Raw genomic sequence first — 14,715 nt, 5'->3', positions numbered from 1 at the left:
CCATCTCAACTAGCCCCAGCCTCCCATGCTCAAAACCATCCTAGCAATCCAGCTACTATGCCTCCAACACCTCATGGCCGGGCAGCTGAGCATCCACATCAACCACCTCCATCGCAATGCGCCACTCATGACCCACTCACTGCGTTATCAAACGCATGCCGGTGAGACCTATTCGATCAGTCGGCTCAGCTACCTACTCAGCGGCTTTGAATTGCAAAGTAAGGACGGTAGCTGGATCGACATTCCAGAACAATTTGCCTGGATCGACCACAGTAAAAGACGCAGTAGCTTCACCCTCAAAGACGTCCCCAGCGGACAATACAAGGGACTCAGAATGAAGCTTGGGCTCCCTAAAAAACAAAATCATGGAGATCCTGCCCAATATGATGCCAATCACCCACTGAACCCGAACCTCAACCAACTGCATTGGAACTGGCAGGGTGGCTACATCTTCCTAGCGCTCGAGGGAAAGTTTCGCAATACCTCCCAGCACTCCGGCTTTGTCTACCACCTCGCCAACGACTCAAACCTCACGCAGATCCGCCTCCCTGGTGCGTTTCAGCTCAAAGACCACAGCGCCCTAAGCATTGGCTTTGATTTAGAAAAACTGCTAGGATCCACACGACCAATATCCTTTGTGCATGACGGCGCATCCACCCACTCTGGTCCAGGTGATAGCATTGCCAGCGCCCTAACCAACAACCTACCAAGCTGCTTCACCATTCTGGGAGTGCACTACCCTGCCGGGCAGGCACCCGCAAAGAAAGTAGCCCCGCTGTATTTACCTGAAACGTTCACCCCCTACCCCTTCAAGACCAGCCGCTTCTTCACCAAACCTGCCCTCCCCAGAGACAATCCACTACTCGTAGAACGTGTGGCCCTGGGCCAGGCATTGTTTCACGACAAGCTGCTATCCAAAGATCACAGCATTTCATGCTCTAGCTGCCACCAAGACGCGCACGCACTTTCCGACCCTCGCCCACTGTCAGCCGGCGTCAACGGCGCCCTCGGCAAACGCCACTCCATGCCCTTGTTCAACCTCGCTTGGAAATCCGAATTTTTCTGGGACGGCCGAGCCACCTCACTGCGCCAACAAGTCTTGATGCCGATCGAAGACCCCTTAGAAATGGATCTAGGGATCGAACAACTGGTGCTACGATTGGAAAAACATCCGCACTACCCCGCTCAGTTTCACCAAGCATTCGGGGCTGAACCTATCACTGCAGAAACCATCGCACTCGCACTCGAAAACTTCCTTCTCAGCCTCACCAGCTATCAGTCAAAGTTCGACAAAGCCATGGCCGGCAAAGCCACCCTCAATAAACTTGAACAACGCGGCATGCAGCTATTCTTTACCGAATATGAACCACGCAATGGTAAATTCGGCGCTGATTGCTTTCATTGCCACGGTGGAGCAAACTTTTCAGACCACCAATTCCACAACAATGGGCTCAGCCCCAAGGGTGACGACCTAGGACGCTATGAAGTCACTGGAATCGAGAGCGACATGCGCAAATTCTCTACCCCCAGCCTGCGACAACTCGCCTTCACAGCCCCCTACATGCACGACGGACGCTTCGCCTCGCTCGAGGAAGTTGTCCAACACTACAGTGGGCCGATGCACCAAAGCCCCACACTCGACCCCAACCTGGCAAAGCACCCAAAGCGTGGGCTCGAACTCAGCCTCGATGACCAAGCGGCCCTCGTCGCCTTTCTCAAATGCTTGAGCACCGAGCCCAGCAAGTGACTCACTCAGAATGCCTCGCAAACGCCCCGAGCAACCAGTGAAAAAACACCGTCACCATCAACGACGAAATCCCAATGTGCAGTACCTGGATCACCGGTAAAATCCCGACCTGTGATAGAATCAAACCAAACACCATCTGTAAAAAGATGAAACCAGCCATCAGCTTTTCGTGCCAACCTGCGCCACCGACACGTTCGTTACGCGATGTCCAGTAATACACCGCCGTCACTAACAATACTGCCCAAGAAAAACTGCGGTGTACCAAATACATCCAAGTTTGCTCAAGCTCAGCCGACCATTCAATGCGAGGAGCATCCCCATGAGACTTCTTTAGTTCATCAGTCATCTCACGCACCTGAGACCCAAGGATCCCCTCACCAATGATAAACAAAAATGCGGCGAGGCCAACCCACTTGAGGTGCTTACCACTTTCTTTGACCTGGATCCTCCAGCGCGTCTCACTGGCCAACCACACAATCGTCACCTGCACGCACAGCAACAAAATCGCTAAGGCCATGTGCGTGGTGATCGTACCTGGCTTCAAGCCAGAATACACAATGCGCGCCCCCATCCAGGCATTCAAGCCTACTAAAAATGTCGCTAACGTCGCTAACATTGGCAGCCATGGCCGCTTGCGAATAAACTGGAACGAAAGGATCAAGGTCAACAAGGTGAAAAGCCCAATTGGCAATGAGCACAAACGGTTGATAAATTCCGTCCACGTGTGCACTGGGTTGAACTCCGCCAGCACATTCTCACGTGTCACTTCCGCAGGATCACGACCATGGCGTTCAGCCTTTTCCTGATACTTCTCGATTGGCAAGGAATCTGGATCAATTTGCTCAACCGAAGTCGGAGGGATGTATTGCCCCCAACATTTTGGCCAATCTGGACATCCCATGCCTGCTCCCGTTGCACGTACAATCGCACCCACAAACATCAACAATAGCGTGAAGATCAAGGCCAATAAAGCCACCTTCTGAAACACAGTCATGCGCATGTCGCCTACATAAACCAGCTACTACCAATACTCAAACGCAATCGAATGGCTTCGCTGTACTAGATCCCGCTATTTTTCCCTTTTCCTCTTTCCTCTGAGGCCAAAGCCACTAGAGTCGTACCCACTATGAGCGATCTAGCAGATATTAACATCACTATCACTACCAACAAAGGCGACATCGACCTGACACTTTTCCCAGCTGACGCACCCGTAACCTGTGCCAGCTTCCTCAACCTCGCGCAGCGCGGTTTCTACGACGGCATTGTTTTCCACCGCGTCATTGCGAACTTCATGATCCAAGGTGGCGACCCAACTGGCTCAGGCATGGGCGGCCCAGGCTACAAGTTCGAATGCGAGTGCAAGCCAGCCATCCGCAAGCACGATAAGCCAGGTATGCTATCCATGGCCAATGCCGGACCAAACACCAACGGCTCACAATTCTTCATCACCCACCTTCCGACACCACACCTCGATGGAGGCCACACCGTATTCGGTGAAACCACCAAAGGTCAGGACGTCATCGACTCCATCCAACAAGGTGACAACATCGAAAAAATCACCATCCACGGCGACACAGCAGCTCTCTTCGAAGCGCAAGCTGACCGCATTGCCGATTGGAATAGCGTGCTGGCTTAAACCGTCACCTCCATCAGATGGCATCCAAATGCCATCGATCAATCCATTCCCAATCGCCGAACCATTCTCTTGGTTTGGCGATTTTTTGTCTAGCACCCAGAAGCTCAGTGCCACAGAACAAATTAGCCATACCACAGTCAAAAAAACTTCAGAATTTGATGCAAAAAATCCTTGCCTCAAATTCAATTCAGAGTACAACACCGCCACACCAAACAACACCTTGCTCGGGTGGCGGAATTGGTAGACGCGCTAGACTAAGGATCTAGTGGCCATTGCGGCCGTGGGGGTTCGATTCCCCCCTCGAGCACCATCCTTTCAAAAGGCTTTCAGTAACTCTGAAAGCCTTTGTTGTTTCTATCTCTCTGACACCTCCAGAGGGGGGATGAGACCCCCCTGACGAGCCCAGCGAGGATCCCGGGTTTGACTGCATCAGCGAGCCTCTCGCGACCTAAGCTCCCCATTGCGGTGGAGTAATGGGCTGACCGCAGAGCCTGAGCGGAGCGATGGATATTCCCCCCTCGAGCACCATTCTTTCAAAAGGCTTTCAGTAACTCTGAAGGCCTTTGTTGTTTCTACCTGCCCCGCAGCTGCTGTCTAAATAAAGAACGGGAGCACCCCAATCTCACGATGCATCACCGGCTTCGCGACTTCGCGCCAACAGCCAGAGCACATCGGAAAGTCGGTTGAGAAATTGGCGCGCCACTGATAGCTCTGCATCATCAATCTCCCAGCTCATGAGCTCGGCTCTGCGGCTCACCGTACGGGCAACATCAAGGGCTGCTCCGGCAAGGGCGCCTTGGCTCCCAGGTCGTGACCAACCGCGGAAGCGGTGCCCCTGAACCGTCTCCACCTCGTGCACAATCCCGTCGAGCCACTCAACATCACACAAGGCAATCCCCTGATATCCTTTATCAGCATACTTTTGATGGTCATCACTATCGGTAGCCACCACCCCCATCAGGCCAACCAAATGGCTCTGAATCTTATCAATGCATTGCTCTAATGCATCGGACACATCGGATGCTCGCACCACCCCTAGCTGGGCATTCAGTTCATCCACAGCGCCGCAGGTCCGCACTCTTGGGTGCGTCTTTGGCACGCGCTTGCCAAACATCAGATCGGTCTCCCCGGAATCACCGCGTTTTGTACTAATACTCATGGCTAAAAAAACACTCCAACAGCTCGTTAGGCAGTGTTGGAGTGATCATTCATTGATTCTATCATTTTACTCGCTGCGGTCTAATCCACATCCATGACCAAGACTTTCTCCCACATATGCTTGTAGTCATCGAGGAAGACATCGTGCTCTGAATGGATCTGATACGCATCGTGGTCTTCCATGTTGTCAAAGCTAAGGTAAAGACCGTAGTCGAATGACTTATCGGTCACTGGGCGCTCAGGCGTAGGAGCCGGTTTTCCCCAGCCGCCTCCTGCAATCATTGGGACAGAACTCACATTGTGGAGACCTTTTTCAAATGCGGCGCGTGAGGCATCGTTTTGAAATTCTTCTTTCAACCAGAAATAGACATGGTGTTGCATGCCACAGCTAACACCCATGTTCTACCCGCTGCCAAGAACAAAAGAGGCCTAGGTCACACCTAGGCCTGAATAGCAACATCGGTGCCACCAATTCAAGCTAGATCACACTAACTTTCTCCCTTAGCGCGAGGCTCACCAGACACCGTATCCGTGGCTGTGGAACAGGTCACAAATGGCCCGCCCTCCATTGGCGCGACACCAGTAAAAGCAACATCTGGCATTTCAGATGGCTTCCCTGCCAGGGGAAATTCCTTGCGCAATGGGTGGAATGGATACCCTTCCCACATCAAGATGCGTTTGAGGTTCGGGTGGCCATCAAACTTGATCCCCATCATGTCGTACACTTCGCGCTCATGCCAATCAGCTGTACGCCAGATATCGATCACCGATTGTACCGATTGATCTTCGGCCACAGGCACCTTCACCCGCAAGTGTTGAGAATCATCAATCGATGCCAACTCGTACACCATTTCAAATCGTGGGTCGCTCGACTCGTGGTCGATACTGCATACATCCACAAGAAAGTTGAAGCCAAGCTCGCCGTGGCAATATGCTAAAAGCTCATGAGCTCTCTCTAAGGACACAGAGATCGTGTCTTCACCTCGAAATATTTGGCTGCCTAACACCGCATCACCAAACATATTTTGAATCGCATCAATCATCGAACTCATCACTTATGCCTGGTCAGTAGATTTCTTTAAATTGCTCACGGACTCTTCCTTTTCGATCTTCGCCTGCAATCGCATGAGCCCTTCCAACAGAGCCTCAGGACGCGGTGGGCATCCAGAAATGTAGACATCCACTGGGATCAATTGGTCGATCCCCTGCAAGGTCGCGTATGAGCGGTACATCCCGCCAGAAGAGGCACAGGCCCCCATGGCAATACACCACTTCGGCTCCGGCATTTGATCCCACACACGCTTCACGGCAAGCGCCATCTTGTAGGTCACGGTTCCAGCAACGATCATCACATCTGCCTGGCGCGGAGAAAAGCGCATCACCTCAGCACCAAAGCGAGAAATGTCATAGCGAGATGCTGCCGTTCCCATCAATTCGATTGCACAGCATGCCAAGCCCATCGGCATCGGCCAAAGCGAATTTTTACGCATCCAGTTGATGGCTGCATCCAGTTGGGTGAAGGTCACATTGCCTTCAATTTTTGAATCGTAAGCGTAGTCGCTTGTCTGAGGAGTGGGTGAAACCATGACGGTGAGAAAAAGGATTTCTAATGTAGCTAACAATCTAAGTCCTGATTTCTACGGCACAAGCTTAATCAGAAATTTTCAGGGATTCTCCAAGGAGCTCAGATCTGGTCTTGAAAATTCAAACCATTAGTAGCAGGGTCTGCGGCCTATGGCCGATAAGAGCATCAAACTACTACCTGGATTTCGCGACTTCACACCAGACAACTGTGCGGTACGCAACTACCTCTTTGCGATCTGGCGCCAGACTGCACAGAGCTATGGTTTTGTAGAATACGAAGCTCCCATGCTTGAACCTACCGCCCTGTACCAGAAGAAGACTGGCGAGGAACTCAACACCCAGCTATTCCGATTCGAAGACCAGGGAGGCCGCGATGTCACCCTACGCCCAGAGCTCACCGCCTCACTTGCGCGCATCGTCACTGGACATCAGCGCAACTACCCGAAGCCGATGAAATGGTTCGAGATCGGCTCTTGCTTCCGCTACGAACGTCAGCAGCGAGGCCGCACCCGTGAGTTTATCCAGTTCAATGCCGACATTATCGGGGAAAGTGATCCAGCTGCGGATGCCGAACTCATCGCACTCGCTATCGATACCATGCTCGCACTTGGCTTCACTGCCGACGACTTCGTCATCCGTGCCTCAGATCGCCAATCTTGGCTCAATTACTGCACAGAGAAAAACATCGAAGACGTCGGGGGCTTCCTCGCGATCATCGACAAAATCGAGCGCGAAAAGCCGGAGGTGCTCGCTGAGAAACTTTCTAAGTTCAAGCTCACAGCCGACGAAGTCAAAGGCTTCATCAATAACCCCGAGAATGCTTCTGACGATTTTAAAGCGATCCAAGCAAACCTTGAGGCTCGAGGCCTAGGCGCCTACATCAAGCTCGACCTCACCATTGTACGTGGTCTCGCCTACTACACTGGCACAGTATTCGAGATCTTCGACACCTCACACAGCATGCGTGCCATCGCTGGTGGTGGCCGCTACGATGACCTACTCAAGACACTTTCAGACGGAAGCGTCGACCTCCCCTGCACCGGCTTCGCCATGGGCGATGTGGTGATTCGCAACTTCATCGAAGAAACACCACATGCCAAAGCCAAGATGGATACCTGGCTCAAAACCCAGGCCCCCTGCGACATCTTCGTAGTCATCGCAGATGAAGAACAACGCCCCAACGCACTCAAGCTCATTACCGAGCTCCGCAACCAAGGCCACAAGGTAGAGTACCCACTCACCCCAGCCAAATTTAACAAGCAATTCAAGACCGCAGAAAAACTAGGTGCCACGAAAGCAGTCATTATCGGTGACGAGTTCCCAGAACTCCAAGTCAATGACTTAAGCACACGTGAGAAAACTTCCATCCCTAGTTTTGATGCTTTGCTCAAGCATCTCTAATCATAAACAGCTTAGACTCGACAATTCCACGTATCTAGGTACACACACTTTCAAATAATCATTTTTCATCATGAGAACTCATACTTGTAATGGCATCAGCCGTGCCGACATCGGCAAATCCGTCACCCTCATCGGTTGGGTGAAATCCAAGCGCGACCAAGGCGCTGGCCTCATTTTCATCGACCTTCGCGACCGTGAAGGTGTGACCCAGGTGGTCTTCAAGCCTGAGAACTCTAAAGAGAATTCTGAGCTCGCTGAGTCGTTCCGCGCGGAAGACGTGATCCAAGTAATTGGCACCGTGGAAGAACGCCCAGAGATCGACGGCCAGTCGACCTTCAACACCGAGATCGCCACCGGCGAAGTCGAACTCATCGTTTCCGAAGTCAAGGTCATCAACCGTGCTGAAGTCCTCCCCTTCCCACTCGACAAGCCAGTCAACAACGAAGACCTCCGCCTCAAGTACCGCTTCCTCGACCTCCGTCGACCAGCAATGGCGCGCAACATGCAGCTACGCCACCGCATCACCAAGACCACGCGCGACGTGCTCGACGAAGATGGCTTCCTCGAGATCGAGACTCCCATCCTTTCCAAGTCCACACCAGAAGGTGCGCGCGACTTCCTCGTACCATCACGCCTCACTCCGGGTAGCTTCTACGCACTCCCACAGGCGCCACAGCAGTACAAGCAGCTCCTCATGTGTGGTGGTGTCGAAAAGTACTTCCAAATCGCACGTTGTTTCCGCGATGAAGATCTCCGCGCTGACCGCCAGCCAGAATTCACCCAGATCGATATCGAAGCATCCTTCGTCACCGAAGACGACATCATCGGCCTCACCGAGAAGCTCCTCGGCCGCGTCTTCAAAGAATCCATCGGAGCCGATGCCCCAGCATCCTTCGAGCGCATCACCTACCAAGATGCCATGGACACCTACGGCTCCGACAAGCCAGACACACGCTTTGGTCTCCACCTCACCGACATCGGCGACGTCTTCGCCAACTCACAATTCAAGGTATTCTCTGGCGCACTCAAAGCGGGCGGTTGCATCAAAGCAATCAATGCCAAGGGACTCAACTCCGCCTCTGTTGGTCAGATCGACAAGATGACCAAAGCTGCGATCGAAGCAGGCGCCAAGGGACTCGCCTACATCCAAGCCCGCGGCCCAGAGCCAGCGGACTGGCGCTCACCAATCACGAAGTTCCTCAGCGAAGAAGAACTTCAAGGACTCAAGACCAAGCTCAACATCGAAGAAGGCGACCTCGTGCTCTTCGGTGCTGGCGACTGGGACACCGTCTGCGACGTCCTCGGCCGCGTGCGCCTCATGTGTGCTGATTACCTCAACCTGCTTGAAGGCAACACCGACCTCAACTTCCTCTGGGTCACAGAATTCCCACTCCTTCACTTCGACAAAGAAGAAGGCCGCTGGCACGCTGTCCACCACCCATTCACCCGCCCAGTTCCTGAAGACGAAGAAAAACTCAAAGCTGGCGAATACGCAGGCCTCCGTGCTCAAGCCTACGACGTAGTGCTCAATGGCTACGAGCTCGGTGGTGGTTCCATCCGAATCCACGAAGCCGAGCTCCAGGACGCCATGTTCACGGCCCTCGGTGTCACAGAAGAAGAGAAGAAGACCATGTTCGGTCACATCCTCGATGCCTTCTCCTTCGGTGCACCACCACACGGCGGTCTCGCACTCGGACTCGACCGCGTCGCCATGCTCGTCTGCGGCACCGACTCGATCCGTGAAGTCATCGCCTTCCCGAAAAACAACAAAGGCACCGACCTCATGTCCGATTCCCCAGCAGAAGTTGACTTCAAGCAACTCCGCGAACTCTACGTCAAGAGCACCGCAAACAAGGACGAGAAAGGCCTCAAGAAGCCACAGCAACCAGCTGCTAAGTAAAGCTCTAGACGCTGTCTAAAATCATTCAAAACAAAGCTCCGAGGATCTTTCCTCGGAGCTTTTTTGTGTCTATTCAAAGGCTCATGCTTCTGGCGAACGAGCCTCTCGACACCCTCTAACCTATTGACTTAGAAACGACTTTTAGCTAACTTAGCTAATATGACCTCCACTATTCATGAGGCGAAGACCAACCTCTCGAAATTGATTCAGCGGGCACTCGCTGGTGAGGAAGTCATTATTGCCAATCGCCACAAGCCCGTCGTGAAGCTTGTGGCCATCGAGCAAGAGGAAGCACCTCAAAGGAGCTTAGGCATCGGCAAGCATCTGGGCATAAGTATTCCTGAAGACTTCGACGGCCCATTGGAAGATCTCAATGATGCGTTCTATGGTGACGATCTATTTCCCAACAAAGTAGCGGAAGACGAGAGTCATTACCCCAAGGAAGAGCATTAAGCGTACCTCACAATCCAAAGAAATCACAACTGACATTGCTAGAGCAATTGTGACTCTCACTCGTGAAGAGAAGAATGTAGTCCTTGGTGCTCGTGATCGAGCAATGCTCTTAATTGGATTCTCGTCTGCTCTCCGCCGGTCAGATCTTATTCGGATCCAGATTCGTGATATTCGGATGGTCATCGAAGGCGCCGAGATTTACATCCCGAATAGTAAGACTGATCAAGTGGGACACGGTCACATAATTCGTATCGCTCGTGGCCAAGTCCCTATCACCTGTCCGGTTCAGGCCATGACAGATTGGCTACGATTATCAGAGATTAACGATGGATATCTTTTCCGACCGGTGAACAAATCAGGTAAGGTTGGTGAGTCTCAACTAAGCTCTATGGCTGTGTATCGAATGATACAAAAGTACACTCAATTGCTGGAACTTGAGCATCATGAAAAGTACACGCCCCATTCTCTACGCAGTGGATTTGCATCCACGGCCGCTCAGAATGGAGCATCTATTCAATCCATCAAAACCCAGGGCAATTGGAAATCAGACGACAGTTTGATGCGCTACATAAGAAATAAAGAGAGTTGGGATGCAGCAGCCAGTTATAAGCTTGGTCTGTAGCATATAATCGTGCGCGCATTCAACTGTAGTTAGATCAAGTTCTTTCGAAAACTTACCTCACACCTAGTCTACGACTAGACAAGAAAGAAAACATAGTCAGTAGTAGGCTAAAAATGAAGGCTGCATTAATGGGCTTGTCTGATGTCAAAAAACTAAGCTCTGCTACTGACTAGTTGGCTTTTAATCTACTGCCTCTTCATTCTAAGGCCCCATAAGATAGTTAGTATCAATGAAAACAAAAGGAAATCAGGGAAAAAGTACACTCCAACAAGCTTCATTGAAAATTCTTTGTACGTACCTCCTATAAAAATAGATGCGATAAATAAAAATATAGAAAAGTGCCCGATAATGCCGAGATCTACATTAATCGCTTTTTTTAAGGCTAGCTTAAAAAGAAACGTACAAGCCCAAATAACTATTAGTATTGGCAAATATTGCATTTCAGCTCTTTTTACCTGAAGATGATTTAGCTGTCGATTTCAAGTGACTCGATAACGTCCCGACAGCTTGCCCCACTTCATATGCTTTACCCATATGACCTAAACTATCTACAGGTAGCCCTACCCCTGTATAACCATCTATGTAACCCGCTGTACCAGTAGTCAGGATGAACCCTGCACCTAATTCACCAACGACTGTAGTTGCCATCTTCCCACCAACATATACCTGCATTGAGCCATATGCAGATGGCACGTAAGCTCCAGCCCCTCCAGCCCCTCCAGCCCCTCCAGATACTAGAGTCACAGCTCCAATAGTCACTAATAACTCTAAAGTAGCAGGCTCACTGCGCATCTTCAATACTGCGTGGTGCTCCGGAAACTCTCGCTTCAATTGCTTGATCAGATAAGAGAGCGATTTCACTCGTCCCGAATGGATCATTTCAAGACCGTGTTGGTAAATGATATCGAGTGCAGGACAGTCTTGAAACCCAGCATCGATAAGATCTGACTTATTGTAGTTCAAAATAATTTATAAGTTGTCGTGTGTACATAGTTCGACTGTATCGCCGACACACATTGCCAAAAGGCAATTTTATAAAAGGTTGGCATGACGGAGCCACCCGACGAGCAGAAGCCCGATATTTCCAAGAAGCTGATTTACAAGATCAGAAGCATGCCTGAGTACTAACGGTATCAAACTGATTCTGTCAAGAGATATAGATGAACACCTCCACCACTATTTTGTTAGATTTAGATCGACAGAACTAACACATATCATCAGTTTACCATAAATTATATTTCATATGGACACCATCGAAGACAACGAAGCAGAACTGAAAAAATTTGAAGAGACGATCAACTACCAGTTCCCCAATATGAAGCTGATTAAATCAGCTCCAAGCTCATACACACTCAATGGCTTTGGACTCTCGATGCATGGTAAGCGTGACTACAACCCTGAAACTGGGCTCTATATCAAGGATCACACTCTGACAGCGCTCTTCCTCCCCATCTTTCGACTAAAGTCCTATGTAGTCAGCGATGCTGAAAATGGCGGATGGCATTTCGTTGGAGCAGTTCCTCTTCATTCTAAAGGCAGGTTATGGAACAAAGTGGCGGCGGCATTGATTCTTGGGAGTATCCTCACTTTCTCAGGAAATTCTTATTATAACTCACCAGAAATGAAGGCTGGGAGAGAGATCTCCAAAGCTGAAATAGCTGCTACGAATGGCAAGTATTTCGAAGCTGCGCAGCTCCTTGCCGATGCAATTGACATTTCAGATAAAAAGGAAAACGAAATCATCCAACTGTATCACGACCAAATCCTTTTGATCATAGAGAACGGTTCACCTAGCGACCAAGTACAGGCCACAAAGATGTTGATGTCCCCCCCCTATTGGGATTCGCATTTCAGAGAACATCACCAAGACATATACATCTCTGGAATATCAAAAGCTAAATCATTCCAGGCAACTGATCCAGAAGCCGCAATAGCAATGATCAAGCTAGTTAGAGGGTATGCTGGTAGCGACATTGAGTGGGTGAATCTACAGAAGGAAATACTGGAGGGTTTAGTCCTAGAGAACCCAAGTCCATCTATCAAAGATATTTCCGCTCTTGCTAAACTCTACGAAATGATAGGTAACTCGGAGGGGGTTGTGACAATCTTGAAACCTCAACAACCATTCAATGCAGGTTCTGAATTAGCACGTGTTTACGGCAGCGCGCTACTCAGTTTGGGCTCATTCGCAGAGGCCTCTGAACAGCTTGAAGCATATACGAGACCGCGCGCAAAGCTATGGCATGCAGCACAATCACAGTATTCAACACTCATTGACTCACTCTATAATCGAGCCATTGAGCAATTAAATGACGGCAAGGCTCCAGAGAGCTTTTACACCTCTTACGAAAAAGCGGATGAGGCAGGACAACAAAAGCTCGTAGACGAATATATCACGCAACACTATGATCGCAGCAGTAAATTAAATGCCTTAGACGCTCAATTAGAAGCTACGTCGAATGTACCATCTGCTCTAATGGATCTGGGCTTAGCCTATCTACGCTTAGGGCAAAATACTAGCGATGAAAAATCACAAGCTCATTTGGAGAAGGCTGAATCGACCTTCAAACAGATCTCTAGCTATGCAGGTGAGTCTTCGGAGTACCAATTCTTCTTGGGGCAGGTTTATTATTGGTTAGGAAAGAATGAGCAGGCAGATGAATTGTTTACCACTCTTATCGAAACTCAAAAAGATAACGCCGAATCACTCAGCCAGATCGGGCAGATCCTACGCGAAGTCGGAGACTATAATAATTCAAAAGAAGTTTTCGAACAGGTCTATGCTATCTCACAAGATACTCCACAAAAGAGCTCAGCAGCTATTTTCCTATCGATTCTTGCGAGTGATCAAGATGAAACAATCGAATGGCTAAAGAAAGCGGACCAAAACGATCCAGCTATTGCAATCAGACTGAATGACGCCCAAGCAAGCAAGTCATGGCAAGACGGTAAACTCAAGGAAGCTATTGCCAGTTATCGAAAAGCATTGGCTGGATACAATGACCTACCTGAGTCTTCCTCGATGCTGAACAACTCCGCTTTGGTCCACTTTAACCTTTTTTCGTTAACTGGTGAATTTACTCATTATGAAGATGGAATTGTAAACATGGAGAAGGCTCTCAAACTTGAGCCAAACAATAGTATTCTATGTTCAAACGCTGCGTCCAATTTCATGACGGCGGCAGTACTAGACATTTTAGGTAAAAAGTTCTCAAAAGAATTCCTTCCTGAACTTAGTTCAATTAGTGACCTCAGAGTTCTATATAGTAATCAATCGGAAAGGGATTTGGTGATGAAGTCACTGGCTGATCATCCTAATTTCCAGAAAGCGAAACAATACATCGAAAAAACGATTCTTTTGGCACCACGAGACAAGGCTTCTATCGGACAGTATGTCTTCTGGAGCTATTATATGGGAGACGCTGAGAAGATTAATTCACTCGCCGCCAAGTTACAATCTACAGCAAATGAGAAAGCCAAGTACTATTCTGAATGGGAAGCGAATCTAGAAAAAGAATCTCATCAAGAGGTACTCAAATACAGCGACGTGCGTATCAAACATAACCAAGATGTACTTGATCAGCTTAATGATCCAGTGAGTAAACACATTCAACTTAGCCGTCTAGCAACCAGCCAAGGAAGTGCTGCCTTATGGCGTCAAAATGTTGATCTGAGTATGCCAATTGCAACGCTTGAAAACGCAATGAAAGAAGCAAACTGCTCTGAAATTGAGAATGCATACTCAGAACTCTGCACAGCCAATGCCATACTTGAAGTTTATGAAGCCTATCCAGCGCACAAAGAATGGCTATCGATTGCTAAGAATAGTCTTTCTCACAGAGAGATGGTTCTGCTGCTTGTCTTAAAAGATCCCTCAATCCTTGAATTGGAGAATGTGGATAAGGCTCTCAAAGCGAGTAAAGTGTACCATAGTAAATTCCCTAATAGCTCTGCCCCTATCGACTATGTGTTTCATCTAGTCACGAGCGACCCAAGAGCTGAATCAGTACGCAATCAAGTGCTTACCAATCCTATCAGTATTGCATACAATGAATACCAAAAGATGGTACGCTACGGCACAACCAGCGACCTCGTACAAGAATTCTTCGAAACCCTTATGCTAGAGGGGAGAAATGAAGCTGAAATCCAGTATCATAATTTCAGCGAAAAGAATCCACACCTACCATCGCCTTTCGCTATCAAACTTGACTAAT

13 protein-coding genes and 1 tRNA gene are annotated in these 14,715 nt (G+C 49.5%); 8 read left to right on the top strand and 6 right to left on the bottom strand.

The window, feature by feature from the left end; translation table 11 throughout:
- The first annotated feature begins 25 nt into the window (after window positions 1-25).
- Window positions 26-1,747 (top strand): MbnP family protein, encoded by a 1,722-nt coding sequence (locus tag F454_RS15470; RefSeq protein WP_018969015.1) that lies wholly within the window; start codon window positions 26-28, stop codon window positions 1,745-1,747.
- Between the two features lies 1 nt (window position 1,748).
- Here the strand turns inward: F454_RS15470 and F454_RS0102360 are convergent, their stop codons facing one another.
- Window positions 1,749-2,741: a COX15/CtaA family protein gene (locus F454_RS0102360; protein ID WP_169334296.1), complete on the bottom strand. Its 993-nt coding sequence runs from the start codon at window positions 2,739-2,741 to the stop codon at window positions 1,749-1,751.
- A gap of 132 nt (window positions 2,742-2,873) precedes the next feature.
- Between F454_RS0102360 and F454_RS0102355 the strand changes: the two genes are divergently transcribed.
- Window positions 2,874-3,383 carry a peptidylprolyl isomerase gene (locus F454_RS0102355; protein ID WP_018969013.1) on the top strand — a complete coding sequence of 170 codons (510 nt, stop codon included), beginning with the start codon at window positions 2,874-2,876 and terminating at the stop codon, window positions 3,381-3,383.
- 222 nt (window positions 3,384-3,605) lie between these two features.
- Window positions 3,606-3,693, top strand: a tRNA-Leu gene (locus tag F454_RS0102345).
- Window positions 3,694-4,005: 312 nt separating this feature from the next.
- Here F454_RS0102345 and F454_RS0102340 read toward each other — a convergent pair.
- From F454_RS0102340 to nuoB, 4 genes are all read right to left on the bottom strand, one after another.
- Window positions 4,006-4,542, bottom strand: a complete 537-nt coding sequence (locus tag F454_RS0102340; RefSeq protein WP_026292652.1) for an ATP:cob(I)alamin adenosyltransferase — start codon at window positions 4,540-4,542, stop codon at window positions 4,006-4,008.
- Between the two features lie 80 nt (window positions 4,543-4,622).
- Complete coding sequence (locus F454_RS0102335) at window positions 4,623-4,922, bottom strand: Dabb family protein (RefSeq protein WP_018969011.1); 300 nt, start codon at window positions 4,920-4,922, stop codon at window positions 4,623-4,625.
- A 107-nt stretch (window positions 4,923-5,029) separates the two neighbouring features.
- Window positions 5,030-5,593: an NADH-quinone oxidoreductase subunit C gene (locus tag F454_RS0102330; protein ID WP_018969010.1), complete on the bottom strand. Its 564-nt coding sequence runs from the start codon at window positions 5,591-5,593 to the stop codon at window positions 5,030-5,032.
- A 3-nt stretch (window positions 5,594-5,596) separates the two neighbouring features.
- Window positions 5,597-6,127 carry an NADH-quinone oxidoreductase subunit NuoB gene (nuoB, locus tag F454_RS0102325; protein WP_018969009.1) on the bottom strand — a complete coding sequence of 177 codons (531 nt, stop codon included), beginning with the start codon at window positions 6,125-6,127 and terminating at the stop codon, window positions 5,597-5,599.
- A gap of 148 nt (window positions 6,128-6,275) precedes the next feature.
- Between nuoB and hisS the strand changes: the two genes are divergently transcribed.
- From hisS to F454_RS13870, 4 genes are all read left to right on the top strand, one after another.
- Window positions 6,276-7,526: a histidine--tRNA ligase gene (gene hisS / locus F454_RS0102320; RefSeq protein ID WP_018969008.1), complete on the top strand. Its 1,251-nt coding sequence runs from the start codon at window positions 6,276-6,278 to the stop codon at window positions 7,524-7,526.
- Between the two features lie 70 nt (window positions 7,527-7,596).
- The gene (gene aspS, locus F454_RS0102315; protein ID WP_018969007.1) at window positions 7,597-9,426 is read left to right on the top strand and encodes an aspartate--tRNA ligase; all 1,830 of its coding nucleotides are present in this window, start codon (window positions 7,597-7,599) and stop codon (window positions 9,424-9,426) included.
- A 159-nt stretch (window positions 9,427-9,585) separates the two neighbouring features.
- Window positions 9,586-9,879: a type II toxin-antitoxin system Phd/YefM family antitoxin gene (locus tag F454_RS13875; protein WP_018969006.1), complete on the top strand. Its 294-nt coding sequence runs from the start codon at window positions 9,586-9,588 to the stop codon at window positions 9,877-9,879.
- Between the two features lie 49 nt (window positions 9,880-9,928).
- Window positions 9,929-10,501, top strand: coding sequence for a site-specific integrase (locus tag F454_RS13870; protein ID WP_156817095.1), 573 nt, complete (start codon window positions 9,929-9,931; stop codon window positions 10,499-10,501).
- Window positions 10,502-10,942: 441 nt separating this feature from the next.
- On the opposite strand, the gene F454_RS0102295 is transcribed toward F454_RS13870, so the two are convergent.
- Window positions 10,943-11,464, bottom strand: coding sequence for a hypothetical protein (locus F454_RS0102295; RefSeq protein ID WP_018969003.1), 522 nt, complete (start codon window positions 11,462-11,464; stop codon window positions 10,943-10,945).
- A gap of 280 nt (window positions 11,465-11,744) precedes the next feature.
- Here F454_RS0102295 and F454_RS0102290 point away from each other — a divergent pair, with 280 nt between their 5' ends.
- Window positions 11,745-14,714 carry a tetratricopeptide repeat protein gene (locus F454_RS0102290; RefSeq protein WP_018969002.1) on the top strand — a complete coding sequence of 990 codons (2,970 nt, stop codon included), beginning with the start codon at window positions 11,745-11,747 and terminating at the stop codon, window positions 14,712-14,714.
- The last annotated feature ends 1 nt before the right edge of the window (window position 14,715 follow it).

It is taken from the genome of Rubritalea marina DSM 17716, assembly GCF_000378105.1.
Lineage (GTDB): Bacteria > Verrucomicrobiota > Verrucomicrobiia > Verrucomicrobiales > Akkermansiaceae > Rubritalea > Rubritalea marina.
This window is presented reverse-complemented; position numbering and strand designations above follow the sequence as displayed.

Coding starts and splice junctions, on each gene's coding strand:
- F454_RS0102290 (WP_018969002.1), top strand. CDS start 11,745: ATGGACACCATCGAAGACAACGAAGCAGAACTGAAAAAATTTGAAGAG.
- F454_RS15470 (WP_018969015.1), top strand. CDS start 26: ATGCTCAAAACCATCCTAGCAATCCAGCTACTATGCCTCCAACACCTC.
- F454_RS13875 (WP_018969006.1), top strand. CDS start 9,586: ATGACCTCCACTATTCATGAGGCGAAGACCAACCTCTCGAAATTGATT.
- F454_RS0102340 (WP_026292652.1), bottom strand. CDS start 4,542: ATGAGTATTAGTACAAAACGCGGTGATTCCGGGGAGACCGATCTGATG.
- hisS (WP_018969008.1), top strand. CDS start 6,276: ATGGCCGATAAGAGCATCAAACTACTACCTGGATTTCGCGACTTCACA.
- F454_RS0102330 (WP_018969010.1), bottom strand. CDS start 5,593: ATGAGTTCGATGATTGATGCGATTCAAAATATGTTTGGTGATGCGGTG.
- aspS (WP_018969007.1), top strand. CDS start 7,597: ATGAGAACTCATACTTGTAATGGCATCAGCCGTGCCGACATCGGCAAA.
- F454_RS0102360 (WP_169334296.1), bottom strand. CDS start 2,741: ATGACTGTGTTTCAGAAGGTGGCTTTATTGGCCTTGATCTTCACGCTA.
- nuoB (WP_018969009.1), bottom strand. CDS start 6,127: ATGGTTTCACCCACTCCTCAGACAAGCGACTACGCTTACGATTCAAAA.
- F454_RS0102355 (WP_018969013.1), top strand. CDS start 2,874: ATGAGCGATCTAGCAGATATTAACATCACTATCACTACCAACAAAGGC.
- F454_RS0102335 (WP_018969011.1), bottom strand. CDS start 4,922: ATGCAACACCATGTCTATTTCTGGTTGAAAGAAGAATTTCAAAACGAT.